Origin of the sequence: Robertmurraya mangrovi, from assembly GCF_034427655.1 — a bacterium.
Lineage (GTDB): Bacteria > Bacillota > Bacilli > Bacillales > Cytobacillaceae > Robertmurraya_A > Robertmurraya_A mangrovi.
In genome coordinates this window covers 70,956-93,777 of record NZ_JAXOFX010000012.1, presented here as the reverse complement: position 1 = coordinate 93,777, position 22,822 = coordinate 70,956, and the positions used below count along the sequence as shown (strand labels likewise).

The 22,822-nt window shown below is 35.1% G+C and carries 21 protein-coding genes and 1 riboswitch; of the genes, 15 read left to right on the top strand and 6 right to left on the bottom strand.

The window, feature by feature from the left end:
• Nucleotides 1-87: 87 nt before the first annotated feature.
• From nikA to SM124_RS16560, 6 genes are all read left to right on the top strand, one after another.
• Nucleotides 88-1,725, top strand: coding sequence for a nickel ABC transporter substrate-binding protein (nikA, locus tag SM124_RS16585; RefSeq protein ID WP_322447634.1), 1,638 nt, complete (start codon nt 88-90; stop codon nt 1,723-1,725).
• A 16-nt stretch (nt 1,726-1,741) separates the two neighbouring features.
• A complete protein-coding gene (gene nikB, locus SM124_RS16580) occupies nt 1,742-2,686 on the top strand; it encodes a nickel ABC transporter permease subunit NikB (RefSeq protein ID WP_322447633.1) in 945 nt (314 codons plus the stop codon).
• Nucleotides 2,683-3,513, top strand: coding sequence for a nickel ABC transporter permease subunit NikC (gene nikC, locus SM124_RS16575; protein WP_322447632.1), 831 nt, complete (start codon nt 2,683-2,685; stop codon nt 3,511-3,513). Before nikB ends, nikC begins: the two co-directional genes overlap by 4 nt.
• 19 nt (nt 3,514-3,532) lie before the next feature.
• Nucleotides 3,533-4,363, top strand: a complete 831-nt coding sequence (gene nikD, locus SM124_RS16570) for a nickel import ATP-binding protein NikD (protein ID WP_322447676.1) — start codon at nt 3,533-3,535, stop codon at nt 4,361-4,363.
• A gap of 19 nt (nt 4,364-4,382) precedes the next feature.
• The gene (gene nikE / locus SM124_RS16565) at nt 4,383-5,204 is read left to right on the top strand and encodes a nickel import ATP-binding protein NikE (protein ID WP_322447631.1); all 822 of its coding nucleotides are present in this window, start codon (nt 4,383-4,385) and stop codon (nt 5,202-5,204) included.
• Between the two features lie 150 nt (nt 5,205-5,354).
• Nucleotides 5,355-6,701, top strand: coding sequence for an MATE family efflux transporter (locus SM124_RS16560; protein WP_322447630.1), 1,347 nt, complete (start codon nt 5,355-5,357; stop codon nt 6,699-6,701).
• A gap of 89 nt (nt 6,702-6,790) precedes the next feature.
• On the opposite strand, the gene SM124_RS16555 is transcribed toward SM124_RS16560, so the two are convergent.
• Nucleotides 6,791-7,618 (bottom strand): alpha/beta fold hydrolase, encoded by an 828-nt coding sequence (locus SM124_RS16555; RefSeq protein ID WP_322447629.1) that lies wholly within the window; start codon nt 7,616-7,618, stop codon nt 6,791-6,793.
• A 243-nt stretch (nt 7,619-7,861) separates the two neighbouring features.
• On the bottom strand, nt 7,862-9,016 hold the full coding sequence (locus tag SM124_RS16550; RefSeq protein ID WP_322447628.1) for an epoxide hydrolase family protein: 1,155 nt from the start codon (nt 9,014-9,016) through the stop codon (nt 7,862-7,864).
• 204 nt (nt 9,017-9,220) lie between these two features.
• Between SM124_RS16550 and SM124_RS16545 the strand changes: the two genes are divergently transcribed.
• A complete protein-coding gene (locus tag SM124_RS16545; RefSeq protein ID WP_322447627.1) occupies nt 9,221-9,784 on the top strand; it encodes a CGNR zinc finger domain-containing protein in 564 nt (187 codons plus the stop codon).
• A 94-nt stretch (nt 9,785-9,878) separates the two neighbouring features.
• A riboswitch (SAM riboswitch) is annotated at nt 9,879-9,980 on the top strand.
• 113 nt (nt 9,981-10,093) lie between these two features.
• Nucleotides 10,094-11,197: a 5-methyltetrahydropteroyltriglutamate--homocysteine S-methyltransferase gene (locus SM124_RS16540; protein ID WP_322447626.1), complete on the top strand. Its 1,104-nt coding sequence runs from the start codon at nt 10,094-10,096 to the stop codon at nt 11,195-11,197.
• Nucleotides 11,198-11,608: 411 nt separating this feature from the next.
• On the opposite strand, the gene SM124_RS16535 is transcribed toward SM124_RS16540, so the two are convergent.
• The 4 genes from SM124_RS16535 to SM124_RS16520 form a co-directional block, all read right to left on the bottom strand.
• A complete protein-coding gene (locus SM124_RS16535) occupies nt 11,609-12,268 on the bottom strand; it encodes a hypothetical protein (RefSeq protein WP_322447625.1) in 660 nt (219 codons plus the stop codon).
• 19 nt (nt 12,269-12,287) lie between these two features.
• Complete coding sequence (lepB, locus tag SM124_RS16530; protein ID WP_322447624.1) at nt 12,288-12,857, bottom strand: signal peptidase I; 570 nt, start codon at nt 12,855-12,857, stop codon at nt 12,288-12,290.
• Nucleotides 12,858-12,871: 14 nt separating this feature from the next.
• Entirely contained in the window at nt 12,872-13,561 is a 690-nt protein-coding gene (locus SM124_RS16525) for a hypothetical protein (RefSeq protein ID WP_322447623.1), read from the bottom strand.
• A gap of 196 nt (nt 13,562-13,757) precedes the next feature.
• On the bottom strand, nt 13,758-14,864 hold the full coding sequence (locus tag SM124_RS16520; RefSeq protein ID WP_322447622.1) for a hypothetical protein: 1,107 nt from the start codon (nt 14,862-14,864) through the stop codon (nt 13,758-13,760).
• A gap of 1,241 nt (nt 14,865-16,105) precedes the next feature.
• Between SM124_RS16520 and SM124_RS16515 the strand changes: the two genes are divergently transcribed.
• The 7 genes from SM124_RS16515 to SM124_RS16485 all read left to right on the top strand — a co-directional run bounded on the left by SM124_RS16515 (nt 16,106) and on the right by SM124_RS16485 (nt 22,770).
• On the top strand, nt 16,106-17,935 hold the full coding sequence (locus SM124_RS16515; RefSeq protein WP_322447621.1) for a polysaccharide biosynthesis protein: 1,830 nt from the start codon (nt 16,106-16,108) through the stop codon (nt 17,933-17,935).
• A 152-nt stretch (nt 17,936-18,087) separates the two neighbouring features.
• Nucleotides 18,088-18,705: a sugar transferase gene (locus tag SM124_RS16510; RefSeq protein ID WP_322447620.1), complete on the top strand. Its 618-nt coding sequence runs from the start codon at nt 18,088-18,090 to the stop codon at nt 18,703-18,705.
• Between the two features lie 50 nt (nt 18,706-18,755).
• Nucleotides 18,756-19,919, top strand: coding sequence for a DegT/DnrJ/EryC1/StrS family aminotransferase (locus SM124_RS16505; RefSeq protein WP_322447619.1), 1,164 nt, complete (start codon nt 18,756-18,758; stop codon nt 19,917-19,919).
• Nucleotides 19,920-19,988: 69 nt separating this feature from the next.
• Nucleotides 19,989-20,333 carry a helix-turn-helix domain-containing protein gene (locus SM124_RS16500; protein ID WP_322447618.1) on the top strand — a complete coding sequence of 115 codons (345 nt, stop codon included), beginning with the start codon at nt 19,989-19,991 and terminating at the stop codon, nt 20,331-20,333.
• A 273-nt stretch (nt 20,334-20,606) separates the two neighbouring features.
• Nucleotides 20,607-21,215, top strand: a complete 609-nt coding sequence (locus tag SM124_RS16495) for an SGNH/GDSL hydrolase family protein (protein ID WP_322447617.1) — start codon at nt 20,607-20,609, stop codon at nt 21,213-21,215.
• A gap of 147 nt (nt 21,216-21,362) precedes the next feature.
• Nucleotides 21,363-22,091, top strand: a complete 729-nt coding sequence (locus tag SM124_RS16490; RefSeq protein WP_322447616.1) for a YveK family protein — start codon at nt 21,363-21,365, stop codon at nt 22,089-22,091.
• Nucleotides 22,084-22,770, top strand: coding sequence for a CpsD/CapB family tyrosine-protein kinase (locus SM124_RS16485; RefSeq protein ID WP_322447675.1), 687 nt, complete (start codon nt 22,084-22,086; stop codon nt 22,768-22,770). The genes SM124_RS16490 and SM124_RS16485 overlap by 8 nt, the downstream gene beginning before the upstream one ends.
• The last annotated feature ends 52 nt before the right edge of the window (nt 22,771-22,822 follow it).

Genomic DNA, 22,822 nt, shown 5'->3' with positions numbered 1-22,822 from the left:
ATGAATAATTCAAAATAAGATTGACAAGGACATGTTTAAACTCTATATTGATAATAGTTCTCATTATCAACTTAAGGAGTATTTTAGATGTCAAACATAATAAACATGAAAACTAAAAAACGATTTACTTTTATTTCTGTAGTTATTCTTATGCTTTCCATGGTTTTACTTGGTTGTACAAATGAAACAGGAGATTCTTCTGAAGACTCTTCAAGTGACAAGGAACATATGGTCACTTTTGCATGGCCTAGAGATATAGGTGGAATGAATCCCCATCTATATAATCCAAACCAATTATTTGCTCAATCCATGATTTATGAACCTTTAGTTAGTTATCAGAATGGTGGAGAAATCAAACCACACTTAGCTGAGTCTTGGGACGTTTCTAAAGATGGAAAAGAATATGTATTCCACCTACGCCAAGATGTGAAATTCTCTGATGGAACAAGTTTTAATGCTGAGATTGTAAAAAAGAACTTTGATGCTATATTAAAAAATGTAGATTTACACAGCTGGTTAGGTTTTATACCTAAAGTCTCTCAAACAGAGATCGTAGATGAATATACTTTTAAATTAGTATTAAATGAATCTTATTACCCAACTATTCAGGAGTTAGCGGTTGTACGTCCCGTTCGATTCCTAGGGGAAGCTGGTTTTCCTGAAGATGGAGATACATCTAAAGAAATAGTGAAACCGGTTGGAACTGGTCCGTGGGTATTAGATGAATATAAAGTGGATGAATATGCTATTTTTAAGCGTAATGAAAATTATTGGGGAGAAGTTCCTCAAGTAGAGAAGATTAAAGTAAAAGTGATTCCTGATGCTGAAACACGCGTACTTGCCTTCGAAAAAGGTGATTTAGACTTAGTATATGGTGAGGGTGTTATCAGTGTAGATTCTTTTAAACAATTAGAATCTACAGGTTCTTACAAGACTAGTGTTTCTGAACCAGTCGCTACTAGACAATTAGTAATGAATACGAACAAAGAACAACTTTCCGATATGCGTGTTCGCCAAGCATTGCATTATGGCTTTAATAAACAAGCAATGGTTGAGGGCGTAACATCAGGTTTAGAAGAGCAAGCAGATTATATTTTACCGACAAACTTCCCTTATACTTCTGAAGTAAATGCTACCAAGGTTGATTATAATGTAGAGAAAGCAAAGCAATTACTTGATGAAGCAGGTTGGAAGCTACCAGAAGGCAAAAATGTTCGTGAAAAAGATGGAAAACTACTTGAAATTGAATTAATGTTTAATTCTGCGGAATCCATTCAAAAAACAATGGCTGAGACATTACAGTCTGAGTGGGCAGGATTAGGGGTTAAATTAAATATTGTGGGAGTTGAGCTTACTACACAAGTAGAACGCTTTAAAGCGAATCAGTTCGACATGAATTTCTTTAGTAACTATGGTGCTCCGTATGATCCGCATGCTTTTGTAAATGTAGTTGCTACTGAAGGATTTGGCTTTAAAGAGGCTATCTCAGCTTATCCTAATAAAGAGGAGATCCTTGAGCAAATAGCTAAAGTTCAAAAAACGACGGATGAAAATGAGCGTCAACAACTTTACACAGCCATTTTAGGTTCGCTTCAAGAACAAGGTGCGATTGTACCTATTTCTTATATTAAAAAAATAGCAATCTACCAAAAGGATGTTTCTAATTTTAATTTCCCAGCTAACCGAGATGAACATCCATTCGTAGGATTGAATTTAGAGAAGTAACGTTAGGAGATTTTTTATGGGCACTTATATCCTGAAAAGAATAGTGACAATCATTCCAATATTCCTTTTAGCTACTTTGATCACATTTGGGATGATTCATCTTTCGCCAGTAGATCCAGCTGAAGCTTACCTTGCAGCTGCGCATATCCAACCAACAGATGAGATATTGGCCCAGAAAAGACAGGAGTTTGGCCTAGATCAGCCTCTCCTAACTCAATATGTGAATTCTATTATTAAAATCAGTCAATTAAATTTTGGGGTTTCTTACGTATCAAATAAGCCGGTATGGGAAGAGGTTACTTCTCGATTGCCAGCAACGATTCAGTTAACGATAGGGAGCATCATGATTGCGATTTTAGTGAGTGTTCCTCTAGGTTTTTTAGCTGCTATAAAGAAAAACAGTGGAATCGACCATTTCAGTCGATTCCTCTCCTTTTTTGGAGCGTCCATTCCTTCTTTTTGGCTTGGATATTTAATGATTTTTTTCTTTTCAGTCAAGCTGGACCTTTTTCCTGTAGAAGGGATTGGAACTTGGAAACACTTGGTTTTACCTTCTATCACTTTGGCGCTTCCCTTAATTGCTTTATATACCCGACTGTTACGTGCAAGTGTTCTTGAAAATTTACAAGAGTCCTATGTTCTGTTTGCAAGGACTAGAGGTATGGATGAAAAAATCATCATGGGTAAGCATGTACTGAGAATGTCCATCTCTCCGATGATAACAGGAATCGGTATGAATGTAGGGAAACTAATGACAGGCGCCATTATAGTGGAGGCCGTCTTTTCTTGGCCAGGATTTGGACGGTATTTTATTGAGGCAACTTTTAATCGAGATGTACCTGTCATCCAATGCTATATACTATTGGCAGCAGGGTTATTCCTTTTTAGTAATTTAATTGTTGATCTCATTCAAATGTATATTGACCCACGTATTTCAAAAAAAGGTAGGCAGGTTCAATGATAGCAAAGCTTCGTGAGAGATTAAGAAGTCAAAAAGTAATAGTCGTTTGTTCTCTAATGCTAGGTGGGTTAGTTTTAATCACGATCTTTGCTCCATGGCTTGCACCTAATGATCCTGTCCTGGTTAATATGGCTCATAAGCTAGAATCTCCCTCTTTGGAATACCCATTAGGAACGGACCACTTAGGACGGTGTACATTATCACGTATTTTATATGGAGCTCGGATTTCTTTAGGGTTTGCTGCCTTGATTTTTGTTTCATCTTTAAGTATCGGTTTGATTGTTGGGATCATTGCTGGATATAAAGGTGGGTGGATTGACCAATTGCTCATGAGAATAGCTGATGGGGTGATGGCTGTCCCAAGTCTTTTACTGGTACTTGGCTTCGTTGGGATTTGGGGAGCGGGTCTAAAACAGGTTGTTCTAGGGTTGATTTTAGTACAATGGGTTTATTATGCTAGAATCATTCGAGGAATGGTGCTAACCCTTAAGGAACAGAACTATATTGCTGCAGCAAAAATAAGTGGTTCTTCTCAATGGACTATCATAAAAAAACATATCATTCCTAATGTCCTTCCGCCGCTAGCGGTATTAGGAACATTAGAAATGGGTTGGGCCATTATGGATTTATCCTCCATGTCCTTTCTAGGTTTAGGTGTACAACCGCCTACACCCGAATGGGGTGCGATGATCCACGAAGGGAAGTCTTATATTAGAACAAATCCAACTTTAATGATTTATCCTGGTTTGATGATTATGCTCGTGGTCGTAACCTTTAATTTATTAGGTGAGGCACTTTCAGAAAGATATGGGGTTAAACGTCGCTAATACAAAAGGAATGTTGATGATGGAAACAACCAAACAAACAATTCTAAATATAAGGGATTTACATGTTCAAGTAAAAACCCACAATGGTCAAATCACACTTGTTAAGGACATTAATTTTGAACTAAAACAAGGGAAAATTCTAGGTCTAGTTGGAGAAAGTGGTAGCGGAAAAACGGTTACGAGTATGTCCATTTTACAACTACACGACCATAAAAATATGAATATTGAAGGAAGTATTACTCTAAAGGGGAAGGAATTGAACGGCTTAGACAACCGAGAAATGCGGAAAATTCGGGGGAAGGATATTGCTTTTATCATGCAAAATCCGATGAATGCATTTACTCCGGTATTTACTATAGGCCACCAATTTGTTGAAACCATTCGAACTCATACTTCACTAAATAAAAAGCAAGCAAAAGAACTTGCCGTCGATGTGTTGCACAGTGTAAATTTACCAGAGCCAAGTAAATTATTAAAAAAATACCCTTTTCAATTAAGTGGAGGGATGCTGCAACGAGTCATGATTGCCATGGCTGCATGCTTACATCCTTCCGTTATCATTGCGGATGAGCCAACTACGGCGCTCGATGTTCATAACCAATTATTAGTCCTTCGACTGTTAGATAATATTCGCTGTGAATTTGGAACATCTATATTACTCATTTCTCATGACCTAGGTGTTATTTCAGAGATGGCAGATGATGTGATCGTCATGCAAAAAGGAAGAGTTGTGGAAAAAGCAGATGTGTTTGAATTATTTGATCATCCACAACATGACTATACGAAAAAACTATTAAGGACAAGGCCGTCTTTATACATCGAAAAGCAACCTTATACCTATCAGTTATAAAAGAGGGGGGATACCACTGATGAGCTTATTACAGGTGAAGCAGGTCAATCATAGCTATCATTCTAAGAAGTTTTTTAACTGGAAGGATCAATCGAATAACGTCCTTCATGATATCTCCTTTACCATTGAAGAAGGAACATGCTTAGGCTTAATTGGTACAAGTGGAGCCGGTAAAAGTACTTTAGGAAAAGTGATTCTTGGTATTCAACCTCCCGAGCAGGGGCAGATTTTGTTTCAAGGACATGATATTTATCGTTCGGACAAAATGACTCAACGAAACATACGTCGTAACTTACAAGTGGTATTTCAGGACTCTTATTCATCTGTTAATCCGCGATTGACAGCAGAACAGATTATAAGCGAACCATTAGAGAACTATGAAAAGCTAACGATAGCTGAACAAAGAAGTTTGGTCATTTCGTTGTTGGAAAGAGTAGGTTTAAGTGAAAAGGATTTAAACAAGTACCCAAATCAATTTAGTGGTGGACAATTACAACGAATTAATATTGCTAGAGCCATTGCTCTCAAACCGAAGTTAATCGTCCTAGATGAGTCTGTTAGTAGTTTAGATATGGTCACACAAAGCTTAATCTTAGAACTATTAAAAGAGTTAAAAGAAGATTATGGCTTGTCCTACCTTTTCATTACTCACAATATTAAAGCTGCTTTTTCTATTTCTGACCGACTGGGTGTACTAGAAAAAGGGGAGCTAATTGAGCTTTATGATTCAAAGGATGAGTTCTTTTATTCAAAGAATCCGGTCATTTTACAATTAAGAGACTCCATTCTTGCTGAACATCCTCGCTTCCGATCCATTACTAGAAGAGAGAATTTCGCGTAAAACTTTTGTTACAGGAAGCCTACATGTTTAGTAAAAACTGAAGCAAAAATGTAGTGTCACAGCATATTCAATATGATGTGGCATTTTTATTGGCTAGAGTAGTAGAATTCTCTCATTTGAAAATAAGTAAAGTAAGAAAAGGAGAAAAAAATGAAAATAGGAAGCCCTGCCTTGGCCATAAAGGTATCACACTCCTTTAGTCATCGACAATATTTATTACTTGCTATCCCTTTAATTATTTCTGGAATTTCAACGCCCATATTGGGTGCTGTCGATACAGCTGTAGTTGGACGATTGCCCGACCCATCGGCTATTGGAGGAGTAGCTATCGGGGCCTTCATCTTTAATACGATGTATTGGCTTTTTGGTTTTCTTCGAGTGAGTACGACAGGATTTACTTCACAAGCGCAAGGTTCTCATAATGAAAATGAAACGGTATTAACGTTTCTACGGCCGATGTTTATTGCTGTAATGGTAGGCTTAATTTTTATTCTTTTACAAAAGCCTATTTTACATAGCGCCATCTATTTTATTGGGGCAAGTAATGAAATAACTGCCTTTTCTTCAACCTATTTTTCCATCCGTATTTGGGGAGCCCCTTTTACGCTGCTGAGCTATGTCATGATTGGCTGGCTCATGGGATTGGGAAAAGTAAAATGGACGTTGGCTACCCAAATCTTCATGAATCTCTTAAATATCGTATTAGATATACTTTTCGTTCCCATTCTTGGATTAGGGGTGGCAGGGGTCGCTTATGCCACGTTAATATCCGAAGTAAGTGCCGTACTTTTTGGTGCGTGGATTATTGTTCGTACAAATAAGCTAACTCTCGCAAACTTCCCATTTGGCAAGTTGCTAGATCCTGCACCTTTAATAAAAATGTTAAAGGTAAATCGAGACTTATTTTTGAGGACGGTTTGTTTACTTACCATGACAGGGATCTTTACAGCAAAAGGGGCTAGTATGGGTGAAGTCACGTTAGCAGCCAATGCTGTTCTATTGCAAATTCATTATTTAATGGCCTACTTATTAGGAGGTTTTGCCAATGCGTCCAGTATCATTGTGGGCAGGGCAATAGGCGGGAAAGACCAGTCTCTTTTTAAAAGAGCCCTTTCTTTGTCTGCACAATGGGGCTTCCTTGCAGCCATTGTTTTATCTTTGTGTTTAGTCTTTTTTGGGGAACAGGTCGTTTCTCTATTCACAACCATTCATGAAGTAAAAGTGACCGCATATGACCTCTTAATCTGGATGTTGATTTTTCCTTTTGTAGGATTTTGGGGGCTGCAATTAGAGGGAATTTTCTCAGGTGCTACAGAGGCACGTTTTATTAGAGACTCTATTTTATTTGCTTTACTCATTTTTTTATTATCCAACTGGTTATTCATCCCTCATCTCCATAATAATGGGGTTTGGCTATCGTTTATTATTTTTAGCGCGGGCAGATCCTTCTTTTTATGGTTGTATGTTCCGAAATTAACACGAGTAAAGTTTGGATAAAGAAAACCATTGTATTTTAATAAGTAAAGACTACTCCTTAATAATAGGGAGTAGTCTTTACTATTTTGCTAGATTAATATAAATCTTCTTTATTTATTCTCTTCTAAAAATTTCGTGACGATCTCATTAAACTTTTGACTATGCTCCCAAAACATGAAATGTCCACCGAGTACCTTCACTGAGGCCTTTGGGGTGAGCTTTGCTAGATAGTTGGTGGCTCTCTCTGCCCAATGTTCGGCGACAATATATAGAGTAGGGAGGGACTCACTACTACTAGTGGCCTCTTCTCGATAATCAGAGAATAGACCTGAAGAAAATAAGTTGGCAGCAATGTAATATGGTGTTTTAAGGGACTGGTCTACAATCCACGTTAATTCTTCTTCTTTGAGATCGCGTTGAACCATGACTCCAGTTGCATATGCCGAAATGAAATCGCGTTGCCCCTTTGAATTCCGCAAATAGTTCGTATAGGCCGCAGCCAAGTCATCAAGATTTCCTTCTACCCAATCCACATCTTGTTGAAGGGATAAAGATTTTGGTGGCATATCAATTAAAACTAGTGATTTAATATGGTTGGTTCCGAACTGGCGTACATATTCCCATACGGTTAAGCATCCAAATGACCAGCCGACCAGGGTGGCATTGTCTACATTTAATGCAGTCAAAACTTTTTGCAAATCCGTGCCATGTGTAACATAGTCATTCCCATGTACCGTCATAGTTGAGCGCCCATGGCTTCTAGGGTCAATCACGATCGTACGGTGAGTTTGTGAAAAGTGTTGGACTTGCTCGGAAAAGACATCTGTCGTAAAAGTAAACCCCGGAATAAATACAACAGGGTCTCCTGTTCCAACATCTTGAACATACAATTCAATTCCTGGTTCTACTTCGATATACGTTCCGTTGTTTGTAGTCATGGGTTACCTCCTGTTTTTTCAGTCTAATAAGAATTACGAAAACCATTCTTTCTAAATCATATTCAAAACAGGAGGAGTTCATATCTACACTTTTTACTTTTTAATTGACTAGCAAACTTCAAAAAGGGTTATAGTAGTCGAAGGAATTGTAAAAATAGATCCCAATATCTTTATTATTAATTACCATAATTACAATAAAAAGTGAGGGGATATCAGAGTTTACTATTCTATAACTCTGCACTTTTACCTCAGTTTTTTAAAAAAAGAACGTATTCGTTCAGCAACTAACCTAGGATCCTCGGTGGCAACAAAGTGTCCGCCTTTGCCTAACTCTTCCCAACTTAGAATATTCGGGAACATTCTTGCAACATATGCCTTTGGAGGTCGTTCATTTGGTTGAGTGGCTGTTAAAGATACTCCAATGGGGACGGTAGTAATATCTTCCGGTCCTGGCCATTTCGTATGTTTACCTTCGAAATATAATCTATTTGCTGAATTAATAGTTTGGGTTAGCCAATAAATGGTAACGTTTGCAAGTAGCTCTTCCTTATTGAAATGCTTATATAAATTCCCGTTTTGTGGATTTGTCCATAAGTACCATTTTTCTAAAATAAATGCTGCAAGACCTATCGGAGAGTCTGTGAGTGAGTAACCGATCGTTTGTGGCTTTGTACCAAGCATATGAGCGTAGGCACCTTCTTCGTTATACCATTCTCTAGAAAGCTTAAGGTAATTTTCTTCTGATTCTGTTAATAAAGCATTTCCAGGAACAAACGGACTAGGGTTTCCAGGTGTAGTAGTGTGATAACCAATTACTTTTTCTGGATGGTCTAAGCATAATAATCCTAAAATACTGGCTCCAAGATCATACCCATGGGCTGCAAACTTCTCGTATCCTAGCTTATCCACCATTAATTTCACCAATAGATGAGAAACTTGTCGATCCTCAAAGCCTGATTTTAATGGAGTACCTGAAAACCCATGACCAGGAATAGACGGAATAATGACATCGAAAGAATCTTCAGGATCTCCACCATATTTCTCCGGGTTTGTCAGATAGGGAATAAGGTTTAGCAGTTCATAAAAAGACCCTGGATAACCATGAGGAATAATGATAGGTAGAGAGTTAGATCCATTTCCACGCTCGTGAATAAAGTGGATATCTACATCATCTATTCTTACTTGAAAATTTGAAAATGAATTTATTTTATTCTGCACTCTTTTCCAATCAAACTCATTTTTCCAATAGTCTGTTATATCCTTCATAAAATCTAAAGGGATACCGTATTCCCAATTAGATCCAGGAACTTCATCAGGCCATCTTGTAAAGTCTAATCGATTCTTCAATTTCAAAATTTCTTCCTCATTGATATTCAAATAAAATGGTCTTATATCCATAAGTTCATACCTCCAATAATTTTATTAAGTAAATAGTAAGATAAAGATATAATTAAAGAATGGAACATTTTATAAGTATTCGTTCATGTACTTTATTCTAGTATTCTATCTTCTATGGTGACCTTTAAAAATTGTTTAATAGTCACGATGACCACTAAAACTATATTAATGGTTATGGTAAATATAGTCAATAGGAGTGTTTTTATGGAAAAAAATTATTATGATCTTGAGATTATTGCTGATTTTTTTAATACTCATGATAAACGGACCCGCTTTGAAGGGGACGAGGGTGTTGAACATCTTACATCCTCAAAGGTTCTCTATTCATGGTTATTAAAGTATCATTTTATTCAAGAAGAAGATCTAGTGACGGATGAGGACTTAATTCATGCTATTAAGTTTAGAAACGAAGCACGAAAAATGATTGTCAATAATGATTACAATAAAACGGATGATAATCTTATAGAAGAAATTAACAAATTAATAGATGCATTTACATTTTCAATTGAATTTTCCTTAGATTCTGAAAAAATCATTCCTCATGGAGAGGGTGGAAGAAGGGGAATAGGAAGATTAATATTGTTAATTTTTGAGCTTAGGAAGAAAGCTTTATGGCATCGGATAAGGGTTTGTTCTGCTGAAGATTGTCAGTGGGTTTTTATTGATTATTCAAGGCCAGGTACTGGGAAATGGTGTATTATGAGCGCTTGTGGAAATAGAGCAAAAAATAAAACTTATAGAGAAAAAATAAAACATCTAAAAGAGTAGTTTCTTAAGAAAGATAAATAAAAATGTTAAAATATACTGGACAAAACAACTTTTTAATATTATATTGAATTCAAATAATTTAATATTCGAAACTTTCTTATCTAGAGAGGTGGAGGGACTGGCCCTTTGATACCTCGGCAGCGGACTTTTAATAGTACTGTGCCAATTCCAGTAGCATTTTGCTAGAAGATAAGAAGAGCAGGTACATTCATTTTGTTTTTTCACCCCTCTTCTTATGTTGTAGAAGAGGGGGTTTTTGCGTTTAGAAGGTAAGAAAAATACAAAACTAATAAAAGGGTGGAATTATTTATGACTAACACATTGGTACATACTCCGTTTAGAGCAGATCATGTGGGGAGCTTATTACGACCTGAAAGAATCCATACAGCTAGAAAAGAATTTCAAGAAGGTAAGATCACAGCTCAAGTGTTACATGACATTGAAACAGAAGAAATTAGAAAAATTGTTGATAAACAAATTGAAGTAGGACTACAAGCTGTAACAGATGGGGAGTTTCGTCGCAGATTCTGGCATACAGATTTCTTAGAGCATTTAAACGGAGTAGAGGGTTACGTTCCAGATCACGGTTTTCAATTTAAAGGGGAGGAAACGGAAAGATACGATATACGTGTAACGGGTAAAATTTCATTTAATCCGAATCATCCACATGTAAAGGATTTTACCTTGTTTAAAGAAATTGTTGGTGATCGTGCCGTTGCCAAACAAACGATTCCAAGTCCAAACCAACTTTTTAACGCGGGTATTCGAAATCTGGAAATCTATCCAAATCTACAGGATTATACAAACGATGTGATTCAAACCTATTGTGATGCGATTAAAGCCTTTTATGATGCGGGTTGTCGCTACTTGCAGCTAGATGATGTTTATATTGCAGGTCTTAATGCTCCAGAAATTCCTTTTAATGATAGTGGTTTAGACCGCGAAGAGTTGATTGATTTAGCACTACATGTGGTGAATAGCATTTTAGAAGATAAACCAGAAGATTTACTCGTAACTACCCACCTTTGCCGAGGAAACTATCGTTCAAAGTGGGCGTTTGAAGGTAGTTATGCCAAAATTGCGCCAACCTTATTTGCAAAAGAAAAAGTAAATCGATTTTTCCTAGAATATGATGATGACCGTTCTGGCGACTTCGAACCGTTACAACACATTCCAAATGGAGGTCCACAAGTGGTCCTTGGACTATTTACATCAAAACATGGAGAGCTAGAAGACAAGGAAAACATTAAAGCACGTGTGGAGGAAGCAACGAAATATGTGCCGATAGAGCAATTATGTATTAGTCCACAATGTGGGTTTGCTTCTACTCATCATGGGAATATATTAACTGAGGAGCAGCAATGGGATAAGTTAAGGTATATTGTGGAGCTTTCTCGGGAGATATGGGGGTAGGGGAGAAGTCTGGATTGCATCTAATAAGGTAGAGTGAGTACCTAGGCTTTTGGAGGTGACTTCACTTTCTTGTCCCGTTGACTAATGTGGAAAAGGAAAACATGAGAAATAAGAGGAAGGTCAATCTATGTGATCCTCTTTTTGTTAGTATAGTATATAAAACTGAGTTTGGTGTTACTCGTGGTCTCATCATGTAGAAGAATGGGAGGGTTCAAATAAAGTTAGCATCAGGGGCTGGGAAGAATCAAAAAAGAAAAAAACAACATAACTAAGCAGTAGATTTGGAATTAATATTGTTACCTGTTTGAGTTGTAGAAGATTTTTTATAACTGATATTTTTTACTACATATTCAAGTATAGAATCTGTTTCTATACTTGAATATGTAAACCAATATCGCATTTAGAGGTCTATTATATATCATCATCAGTGAGTATGATGATTAATTGATTTAATAAATCTATTTTTTTTAGTATAAATTCTTTTATAGCAGGATCTGACTCAGATTCTAACATCATCTCGAGTTGATGGATAGTGGCTAGTGTAAGTTGTATTTCATTATCTAATTGTTCGTTAGATTGAGAGGAATGTATCTTATGTTCAGGTAATTGATTTGAAGACAATTTACTTAATTCATCTAGATAATCATATTCTACGCTATTTGTAATTTCATTTCCTGTATGATTCACCCTACTAACAATATTATCAAAGTCTAGGCTAGTATTATTTACAATAGATTGAGCAGTTTGTTCAAGTTCATTTTCATGTTTTTTAAGTGCATTTGTGATTGAGTCACTCGTTCCTAGGGACTCCAATTTACTAAAATCCTCTAGTTGTTTTTCTGATAACTGTAAAGATTCTTCAGTATTATAAGTCAATTTTGCTATTTGGTTGTTAACAGTTTCATATAGATTGGTTTTCAGATGATACTGTGCTATCTTTTTTTGATTTTCTGCCCAAGCGAGTGTTTGGTGATAAGTATCAGTAGAGGCATACACTGTACTAATACTACAAATAAATACTATTAATATCCATGTTAAAGGCTTCTTTATCAGTCTTTTAATGAGTTTCATATAATGTCCCTCAGTTCATCTATTCAATTTCAATAGGCTTTGGAATTGACTTAAAAGGAATTAGGGAAAAAAGTACGTAACCATCTATGTCTGAGTGGGGGATAGGTCCCACACTTGGATCTCTACTATCAATGCTCTCTCCAGGAGTTCTGTTATCTCCAATAACAAAAATATGATCAGCTGGAACCTTGGTAGCCTCCATATCTGATGATTGTCCTGATGTCATAATTTCTGGAAGGGGTTGATCATTTACAAATACAGTACCATCTTTAATCATTACTGTATCTCCACCTAAAGCAATAACCCTTTTTATAATTTTATAACCTTGTTCAGGTTTATTAATAATGACAACATCACCTGTTTCAGGAGATGAAAAGTATTTGCTAATTTTCTCTTCTAATATGAAGTCCCCATCCTGAAACGTTGGAAACATAGACAATCCACTTATTTTTGTAAAGCCTATACTATTACGGATTACAATAACTACTAATGCTAGCATTAGAATAAATTTAACCCACTCCATAATGGAACTTTTTTTAGTAGTATCCTTAACTTCGATGTTGGTTTCGTTTATTGCAGTATTTTCCATGCGTTTCAACTCCATTACTCATTATTATCACTAGAATTTTCTTCAGTAGTATCTTCTTTTGGAGATTCCTCTTTTTTAGAATCTTTTGTGGATTCCGAAGGCTCTGTTTCAACTTTAGAATCTCCTGTGGGTTCTGATTGTTCAGTTTCCTTACCTGATTCTTGTTCTTCTTGTTTCTTGTCTTCTTCAGGAGGATTTTCTTTTTGATTTTCTGCTTGATCCTTTGCGGCATCTTCCATTTCTTTATTTACTTGCTCATCAATGTTCTCTTTAGCCTTCTGCATATCTTCCTGATTTTGAGAATCAATAATAGTAGCAGTTTCTTGAGCTTTTCGTTCGATATTGGTACTTATTGAGGCTCTCTTATCTGCTGCATACTCCTGAAGTTCTTTTACAGATAATTCAGTTTGTTCACGAACTTGGCGTAATAAGTTTGCCTTTTGATTGGTAGCATCTGTTTTAATTGAAGTGGTTAAAAACTCCTCTACTTCAGAAAGGCGCTCTATATACCAATTTCTTATGTGATCAGAAATTCCTATCTGTGCATAGGCTACAGATGTAGAACATAGAGCTGTACCTATAAGAGTAGAACTAATTATTAATTTCTTCATTGGGTTTTTAGACTGTCTTTTAATTTTTGAAATGATTGAATAATTTTTTTTTCTTCTTTTTTTTCTGTACTTATTAACTCTTGAAAGCCTCATCTGGGTGCCTCCTTATTGTTATTTTGATAAGGCTATGCTAAAACAGGGGAGAGAGTAGAAGAGGAATGAAGATTTTTTAATTATATAGCCCGAATGACATACAGAGATATAGTATTCTTATTCTATGAAAATCAGAACAACATTTGTTTGTTCTAAAAAAGGCAGAGGAGAAGAATATCCTCTGCCTAAATATTTTTTACCATAAACCTAATTCTGCAGCATATTGGAAGTCACCATTCTCATCCATGTACTCAATATACAGAGTGCCAGCACCTAATACAGGAACAGGGATGTTGTTAAATTCTAGTTCTTCCACTCCTGGTTTAACACTGCTTTCTGCAAATGGAGTTTCAGTTACTCCTCCTTGAGCGCCTTTTAGGTCTCTAAACTGATATCTAAACACTACATCAAATTCGTTAGTATTTGTGACCTTGAATTTAATTTTCCCATCAAAAGCGCCACCGAATTTTTTAGTTACAACCCAGTCTAATCTTTGTGGATCTACGACTACTGGAGTCTCAACACCAATTCTATTAATTACTCTTTCAAAATTAGCAATAGCACTATCCTCAACTTTTTGACCAGCAGCGGCAATAGCTGTCTTAGCTTCTGTTTCAAGTCCAGAAATTAAACCAGTTATCGCGTTGTTGATACGGGCCACTTCAGAAGCCAGGTGATCGCTTACTTCAGAATCTGCATCCTTTTTTTGTCGATCAATCTCTGCTTGTAAAGCACTCTTAACTTCATTAATCTTTTTAATTAAGTCAGAAGTTGCTTTACCTTTAACTAATAGAGATTGTTCTGTTACATCATTAACATTAGTATTCTTAGCTGCAGTAAGCACGGATGTGATATTTGCTTCTAATGTGTTGTATTGGTTATTAAGATTAGTAGTTGTTTCAGTATTTTCTTCTGCAACTACTGCATCAAAATCAGCTCCAATGTTATCCATGAAAGTTTGTAAAGCAGCGGTTAATGAAGCAACGTGCTCAGCTAACTTACCTTCAATTTTAGTTTTAGTATCAGCTTTTTCACCCGCACCAGCTGAATTAATCTGTCCTTCAGCTGCATCACGACCAGCTTTTGCATCGTTTTCAACTTTAGTCTGAGCTGTAGTACGTGATCCATCAATTGCAGATTGAACAGCTGCTTTAGCAGCATCAATTTGCAGCTGACCCCAAGCAGTAAATTGTTTTCCTGCGTTCGTATCAGCGAACGCGAAAGCCGAAGTACTTAATACACTTGCTGCTACCACTCCTGCTACAATTTTACCTTTAACTGATTTGATTTGAATTTTTTTCATTTTGTTCTCTCCCTTAATAATTTTTTTGTTTTCATCATTAATAAGTAAGAATAATGGCAGTGTTACTTTCAGGGACAATGTGACAAGAATTATCCCGAAGCTAGAAATGTAAGTTATTAAGAACAAGCAATGTAATATGACATAGTATTCAACTCTTAAAAAATTTAAGTTAATAAAGGATCTTTACTATGTATTTGATGCTGATGTTCAAACTTCTTCTTTCTAGCGTTCGTTTCGTTCTTTATATTGAACCCGCAACTTGAGTATATGTCATTTTCCTTATACTGAAAATCTTTAAATTTGTTCATTTTTACCATATAACGAACTATTTGTTCTCTATTTCTTAAAATATCTCCCAATTCCTTACTTTTTTGTTATTTATAAAAAACGATTATGTTCTATATAAATAACATTATTTTTGACCTAGGAAAATGGTTTTGTTTAATAAGTGTTTAGTTTCTTCATAGTAAAATTAATCTAATTAACTAAGATCTTAAGCTACCAGATATTAATACAGAGTAAAGAATAAGGTGTTGGTGTAGTAATAGAGAAGATTAACGAAGAAATTACTACTTAGGAAAAAAAAAATAGAAGCTTTAACTCTATAAGGGTGTGTCATTAGAGAAGTTTAGATCTATCCATTTTTTTAGCAACAAGTATGAAGGCGGAAATTTGAATAAAAGTTTTTAAATGATGTGATTTTGAAAGTAAAAAACAGTGGGATAAATACTAACAAATATCTCGATATGAAAATTCTAAACTGCAGAGACTGCAAAAAGATAAATATACAAGCAATATATAGAAAGTTATGAAATTTATCGTTCTATATAAGAGGTCAAATAAATAAAATGAGTATAAATTTAAAAGCAATAGTGGGAAGGACCATTCATTCTTACAATAAATTTTAGGGTTAATAAACATTAGGTAACATATAAATAATGCGTTGTACTTAAAGGAAAAGAAGAAAAATATTTTTTTATCCGATTGTTCTTAATTAAGAATGGTTTGTTTGTTATAGTAAGGAGATCTTGGTGATGTCACCTTGCCGATATCAAAGGTGGCACTCGGTCATGCTGTGGGTTGTAAGACCTTAGACGCAAGTCGTCGAAAGTATGATGTGAGGGAGGGTTAGATGCCCATATTTGTTATATCATTATTTAAGTTAAATATTTAGTAGTTCATTTATCTTTCATCTTTAATATACTTCGAAGGGTTTACATAAAGAAGGTAGGTGACATCATATGATATATCAGCAGAGAGTAACCATTTTAACCATTATTGATTCCCTTATGATTTTGATAGCAATATTAATTAGCAGTTTATTAGTAACTAGTAAACTGAGTCTCATTTCTATACCACTCCTAACAAGTTCCTTCACTTTACTACTCCTATTTCATTATTTTTCAATCCGTTACAGACTTTATAAAAAAGCCTGGGAATATGCCAGTATTGGAGAATTGGTGATTATCCTAAAGGCAGTCACCTTTTCTATACTCATCACTTTTCTAGTACAACAGCTATTCTTAGGAGAAATATATTTAAGGCTATTGGCGACTACATGGTTAATTAATCTGTTGTTTATTGGTGGGTCCAGATTCTGTTGGCGTGTTTATCGAGATACTTTTATTAAATATAATCACAAAAGAAAGCGTACTTTAATTATCGGAGCAGGGTCAGCGGGTACAATGGTAGCAAGACAGCTAATAAATAACCATGAATGTGTACTACTTCCTGTAGCATTTATAGATGATAACCCCCAAAAACATAAATTAGATATTCTCGGAATTCCTGTTTATGGAGGAGTTACAGACATAGAAAAAGCTGTTTTGGATTTAGAAATTAATAATATCATCATTGCTATTCCTTCTCTTAATAAAAAGGAATTAAATACTATCTTTCAAGAATGTGTGAAAACACATGCAAAAACAAAAATCCTACCAATGCTAGAAGACCTAGTAACCGGAAAAGTTTCTGTTAGTCAATTTAGGGATGTTCAAGTAGAAGACTTATTAGGTAGAGAACCTATTGAGTTAGATATTAATAGTATTTCAGAATATATATCAAATAAAACGGTGTTAGTTACCGGTGCAGGTGGTTCCATTGGCTCTGAAATCTGCAGACAAATCGTTAAATTTAATCCTAGAAAGCTAATTTTGATGGGACATGGTGAAAACAGTATTTATAATATAGAAACTGAACTGAATGAGACATTTAAAGGCGTAAGTATAGAAATTGTAACAGAAATTGCTGATTTACAAGACGCAAATAAGATGGAAACTGTTATGAATATCCACAAACCAAACGTGTTGTATCATGCAGCTGCTCATAAGCATGTTCCATTAATGGAAAGAAACCCAGAAGAAGCGGTCAAAAACAACATTCTAGGAACAATTAACATAGCAAATGCAGCTAATTTATCTAATGTTGAAAGATTTGTAATGATTTCCACTGATAAAGCTGTTAAACCATCCAGTGTAATGGGTGCTACAAAAAGACTGGCGGAAATGGTCATTCAGTACATGGATCAACAAAGTCAAACTCAATTTGTTGCTGTGCGTTTTGGAAATGTATTAGGTAGCCGGGGTAGTGTAATTCCATTATTTAAAAAGCAGATTGAAAAAGGAGGACCAGTCACGGTTACACATCCAGATATGGTTCGGTATTTTATGACAATACCTGAAGCGGCAAGATTAGTTATCCAGGCCGGTGCTCTTGCAAAGGGTGGAGAAATTTTTGTTTTAGATATGGGGGAGCCTGTAAAAATAATGGACCTTGCTAAAAACTTGATAAAACTCTCCGGGAATACAATTGAAGATATTGGAATTGAGTTTTCAGGAATTAGGCCAGGTGAAAAGCTATTTGAAGAGTTACTTGATGAAGAAGAAATCCTTGAAGAACAAGTTTATCCCAAAATATATATAGGCAAACCGGCAGAACTTTTTATTGAAGAAATTGAAGACATTATAAATACTTTTTCAAATATGGATAGAGAGATGTTAAGAGAAACACTTATAAAATTAGCCAATAAAAAGACTTACCAGAAATCATTAATGCCATCGAGCCGCTTATAAGGTGGAAAATGCATGAGGGTTAGGAAGGCAAAGAACCTCGAGAGTTTGAGGATGTGTTTTTGTGCAAAACAATGATTGGGCTCTTTTAAAACTAAAATATTTTGATAACATTTTGTAAAGTAGTACACTATTAACCTTGTGGATGTGAAACCATGAAGAGGGCATTTGATATAATTATTTCCTTTTTTGGGTTAGTATTTTTAACTCCAGTAATAATCATAATTGCTATTTTGGTAAAATTCAAACTAGGTACACCTATACTATTTAAGCAACAAAGACCTGGGTTAAATGGAACTCCTTTTAACCTATATAAATTTAGAAGTATGAGTAACAAAAAGGATAGTAAAGGGATTTTATTAACGGACATACAAAGGTTAACTTCATTCGGTAAATGGCTTAGAAAGTTTAGTCTGGATGAACTTCCACAATTAATTAATGTATTAAAAGGTGATTTAAGCTTAGTCGGACCACGCCCTTTATTAATGGAATATCTCCCTTTATATAATAACGAACAAGCTAAAAGGCACTTAGTGAAACCAGGTATCACCGGTTGGGCACAAGTAAATGGTCGAAATGCCATTACATGGGAAGAAAAATTCGAGCTAGATGTATGGTATGTCAATCATCAGACCTTTTTACTTGATATGAAAATTTTAGGTTTAACATTAATAAAAGTAGTTAAGTCGGAAGGCATAGATCAAGATGAGCAAAATACAATGATTCCATTTAAAGGGACAACTAAGCAGAATGGAAAAAGTCTATCGCAATAATAGTTATCACATTATACATTCAACATAACAAATGTATTGAAGGTGATTAAATGGTCAAAACGAAAACCAATAACAGAATTTTTCTCTCTTCACCACATATGAGCGGGGAAGAAATTAAATACGTTAACGAAGCATTTGAATCCAATTGGATTGCACCACTGGGGCCAAATGTAGATGCTTTTGAAAGAGAATTAGCTAGTTATGTAGGAGTCAATGAAGCTGTAGCCCTCAGTTCTGGTACTGCAGCCATTCATTTGGCTCTTATTTTATTAGGAGTGGAAAAGGGTGACACGGTTTTCTGTTCAACTTTAACATTTGTAGCTTCTGCAAATCCGATTCGTTATCAAGGTGCTGAACCAGTATTTATTGATTCTGAACCAGATACATGGAATATGTCACCAGAAGCATTAGAAAAAGCATTCAGGGAAGCAAATCTAAATAATACTCTTCCAAAAGCAGTTATTATTGTAAATTTATATGGGCAGTCAGCCAAAATGGATGAATTGGTTCCCATTTGTAGGAAGTACAATGTTCCGATAATAGAGGATGCGGCTGAATCACTTGGCTCAACCTATAAAGGAAAAGCTAGTGGATCCCTTGGAGATTTTGGGGTTTTCTCATTTAACGGCAATAAAATTATCACCACATCAGGTGGAGGGATGCTTGTTTCTAATCATGCTTCCCAATTACAAACAGCTAGGTATCTAGCCACACAAGCTAGAGATCCGGCTCCTCATTACCAACATAGTCAAACAGGGTATAACTATCGTTTAAGCAATGTGTTAGCAGGGATAGGAAGAGGTCAATTAGAAGTGTTAGATAGTAGAATACTAGCAAGAAGAAGGATTTTTAGAACTTATGAAGAGAACTTAAGTGACCTTCCGGGTGTTCAGTTTATGCCTGAATTAGAGAATACCTTCTCCAACCGGTGGTTATCAGCGTTAACAATAAACGAACTAGAATCCGGAGTTTCGATTAAAGAGTTACTCTTTGCTTTGGAAGAAGAGAATATAGAGGCAAGGCCAGTTTGGAAGCCCCTCCATCTACAGCCACTATTCCAAAACAATAAATATTATTCTCATTACGATGTAGAGAGCATTTCTAACAAATTATTTTATTCAGGTATATGCTTACCATCTGGATCAAATATGACATTTGAAAATCAAATGAGAGTTATTAAATGTATAAAAAATAAAATTATTAATAATAAGTAAATGTATTCGTTATCTGAAAGGAAAGTGAAAAGTCTTATGTAACTAAATGAAAAATAAAGAGGTAGAAAAATGATTGGAAAAAACATAGTGGAAATTAGGAAAAACAGAGGATATTCTATGTCTGAATTAGCGGAACTAGCTAATATTTCAAAGTCATATTTAAGTAATATTGAACGAAGTATAAATAAAAATCCTTCCCTGGAGGTTATGCAAAAAATAGCATCCGTACTAAATGTAGATTTATTAACATTATTAAATGGAGCGGAAGTGAGAGAACATCCACATATTGAGAAAGAGTGGGTTGATTTTCTAGAAGAGCTCAAAGAAGCAGGGATTGAAAAGGAAGAAATTAAGAATTACAAAACTTTGATTGAATTTATCAGATGGCAGAATAATCATTCGGAAAAAAAATAAACACTCTCAAAGTGGGAAGGAGGCTCAAGTGCCATTAAGTATATTGTTGCAACTTTAATTCCCTTTATTTGTATAGGAATCCTAATATTTGGTTATAAGTATTGGGAAAATGCCAATAGAAAAGCTATTTCGGATGGGAAAAATGCTACTGAGTATATTAATAGAAAAGAACAGGAAGAGAAAGAAGCTTTAATTTCTAGTTTAAGGCCAGGGAGTAACAAATCGCAATCAATCCTTGATTTCTTACAGTATAGGGCTCTTACACAAGAAAAAGTGGTTGTTACTGTATTTGGAAGTAGCGCTGCTGAGGGAGGGTCTAGTAGTTCTCTTAATGGCTGGTCTGAGCTCTTAAAAAGAAACCTCCCCTACGAAAGGGAAGAATTTGATTCAATACAATTTATTAGGCACGGAAATAGCGGGTACTCTACAACAGATTTACTGGAGGGGAAAAAGATTGAATTAGTTATTAATAATCAGCCTGATCTAGTAATCTTTGAAAATGCAATGGTTAATAACTATTTGAAAGCAACCAGTATGGCTGAAACACAGGAGAATTTAAAAGAAATCATGAAAATGTTACAAGAAGGACTCCCCAATTCGAAAATAATTATAATGTCTTCAAATCCAATAGCTAACAGTGAAGACCTTAATAGCGTTGGATTATCGTATTTAGACTATATTAAAGGTTCAGAGGAACTTATTAAAGAACAAAAATGGCTATATTTTAATACCATTGAGAGAATTGCTAATAAATTAAGAGAAGAAAATGTTTTACTAGTGGATATTTTAGCAAGTGATTATGTTTATTTTAACGATAGAGGGAATCACTTATGGTTTGAAAGTTTTTTCGATTATTTAAAGGAGGATAACCTTAAAAATTAATTTTTTATTTCTTTGGTTAAAAATGCTACAAAGAAATGGGTGCTTTAACACAAATCAATAGGTAATCTTCTAAAAAACCTGGATTAACAAAGTTTAGAAAAGAGTAAATAGGTATAATGAATCCTTGAATGAAGGATGGAGGACCTAATGGATGATATTTTAAACATTAAAACCATTTTTAACATTCTTTTGAAACGATGGAAATTAATATTACTCTTAATATTGTTTACTGCTACTACTAGTGGTTCCATTACATTTTTTTTAATTAAACCAATCTATCAAGCTTCAACACAAATATTAGTAAATCAGAAAGACTCAGAAAGACTTGATGTAACCCAATTAAGGGGAAATATAGATTTAATAAATACTTATAGTGTCATCATTAAAAGTCCAGCCATTTTAGATGTGGTAATAAAAGAACTTGAACTGCCATACAATGCAGATTATCTTAATAGGAATATTATGATTAATAGTCATGAGAATTCACAAGTATTTTCTATCACTGTTCAAGATACTAATCCAGGAAGGGCAGTTGTGATAGCTAATTCTGTCTCTGAAACTTTTCAAAAAGAGATAAAAGGCATTATGAATGTAGATAATGTTAGTATTCTAGCAAAAGCGGTATTAAAAGAAGAACCAATACCTGTTAAACCCAAGCCTTTAATGAACATAGCGATGGCTGCTTTTGTTGGTCTAATGTTAGGTATTGTAATTTCATACCTTTTAGAGTTTTTAGACAACACATTAAAAGATGGTCAAGATGTGGAGGCATATCTTGAATTACCTGTCCTAGGATCCATTCAAAGATTACCAAAACAAAAGGATATTAACATTCATTCAATACCAAATATGGGAGATGAAACTCTTGGTGTATGAGCGGAGACATAAAGAGAAACTAGGTGTTAATTTAATTGCCCATTACCATCCCAAATCATTGATTTCTGAACAGTATAGACTTATTCGAACCAATATACAATTCTCCTCAGTCCAAAAAAAAATAAAAACTATCATGGTTACTTCGTCCGAGCCAGCTGACGGAAAATCGACAACGGCTACAAACCTTGCTATTGTATTGGCTCAACAGGGAACACAGGTTTTATTAGTTGATACTGATTTAAGGAAACCAACTCTTCATTATGCCTTTAATATTAGTAACTTAAATGGCCTAACTAATGTACTTACAAAGAATAGTAGCTTAGAAGACACCATAATTAAAACACATATACCTAAGTTAGATATTCTAACAAGTGGTCCAGTACCACCTAATCCTTCCGAGTTATTGAATTCTGAACCAATGCAATCCCTAATTAGACAAATAGAGAAAATGTATGAATATATCGTATTTGACACACCACCCGTCCTAGCAGTATCTGACCCACAAATATTAGCAAATAAATGTGACGGAATAGTCATGGTAGTGGGGAGTGGAAAGACCCGAAAGGAGAGAGCCAAGAAAGCAAAAGAGCTGTTAGAAAAAGCTCAATCGCACATACTTGGTGTAGTTATGAATGGAGTGAATTCCAAAAAAGGTGAATATTATAGTCAATATAAATAAGAGAGCAAATAAATTATAAGGACTATGTCGATTGAGATTGATTGTCTCACAT

Bases quoted from the DNA above. Each gene is read 5' to 3' on its own strand.
- SM124_RS16520 (WP_322447622.1), bottom strand. From the start codon at position 14,864: ATGAAAAAAATTCAAATCAAATCAGTTAAAGGTAAAATTGTAGCAGGA.
- nikE (WP_322447631.1), top strand. From the start codon at position 4,383: ATGAGCTTATTACAGGTGAAGCAGGTCAATCATAGCTATCATTCTAAG.
- lepB (WP_322447624.1), bottom strand. From the start codon at position 12,857: ATGGAAAATACTGCAATAAACGAAACCAACATCGAAGTTAAGGATACT.
- SM124_RS16535 (WP_322447625.1), bottom strand. From the start codon at position 12,268: ATGAAACTCATTAAAAGACTGATAAAGAAGCCTTTAACATGGATATTA.
- SM124_RS16545 (WP_322447627.1), top strand. From the start codon at position 9,221: ATGGAAAAAAATTATTATGATCTTGAGATTATTGCTGATTTTTTTAAT.
- SM124_RS16525 (WP_322447623.1), bottom strand. From the start codon at position 13,561: ATGAGGCTTTCAAGAGTTAATAAGTACAGAAAAAAAAGAAGAAAAAAA.
- SM124_RS16515 (WP_322447621.1), top strand. From the start codon at position 16,106: ATGATATATCAGCAGAGAGTAACCATTTTAACCATTATTGATTCCCTT.
- SM124_RS16555 (WP_322447629.1), bottom strand. From the start codon at position 7,618: ATGACTACAAACAACGGAACGTATATCGAAGTAGAACCAGGAATTGAA.
- SM124_RS16505 (WP_322447619.1), top strand. From the start codon at position 18,756: ATGGTCAAAACGAAAACCAATAACAGAATTTTTCTCTCTTCACCACAT.
- SM124_RS16500 (WP_322447618.1), top strand. From the start codon at position 19,989: ATGATTGGAAAAAACATAGTGGAAATTAGGAAAAACAGAGGATATTCT.
- nikD (WP_322447676.1), top strand. From the start codon at position 3,533: ATGGAAACAACCAAACAAACAATTCTAAATATAAGGGATTTACATGTT.
- SM124_RS16540 (WP_322447626.1), top strand. From the start codon at position 10,094: ATGACTAACACATTGGTACATACTCCGTTTAGAGCAGATCATGTGGGG.
- nikA (WP_322447634.1), top strand. From the start codon at position 88: ATGTCAAACATAATAAACATGAAAACTAAAAAACGATTTACTTTTATT.
- SM124_RS16510 (WP_322447620.1), top strand. From the start codon at position 18,088: ATGAAGAGGGCATTTGATATAATTATTTCCTTTTTTGGGTTAGTATTT.
- SM124_RS16550 (WP_322447628.1), bottom strand. From the start codon at position 9,016: ATGGATATAAGACCATTTTATTTGAATATCAATGAGGAAGAAATTTTG.
- SM124_RS16560 (WP_322447630.1), top strand. From the start codon at position 5,355: ATGAAAATAGGAAGCCCTGCCTTGGCCATAAAGGTATCACACTCCTTT.
- SM124_RS16490 (WP_322447616.1), top strand. From the start codon at position 21,363: ATGGATGATATTTTAAACATTAAAACCATTTTTAACATTCTTTTGAAA.
- nikC (WP_322447632.1), top strand. From the start codon at position 2,683: ATGATAGCAAAGCTTCGTGAGAGATTAAGAAGTCAAAAAGTAATAGTC.
- nikB (WP_322447633.1), top strand. From the start codon at position 1,742: ATGGGCACTTATATCCTGAAAAGAATAGTGACAATCATTCCAATATTC.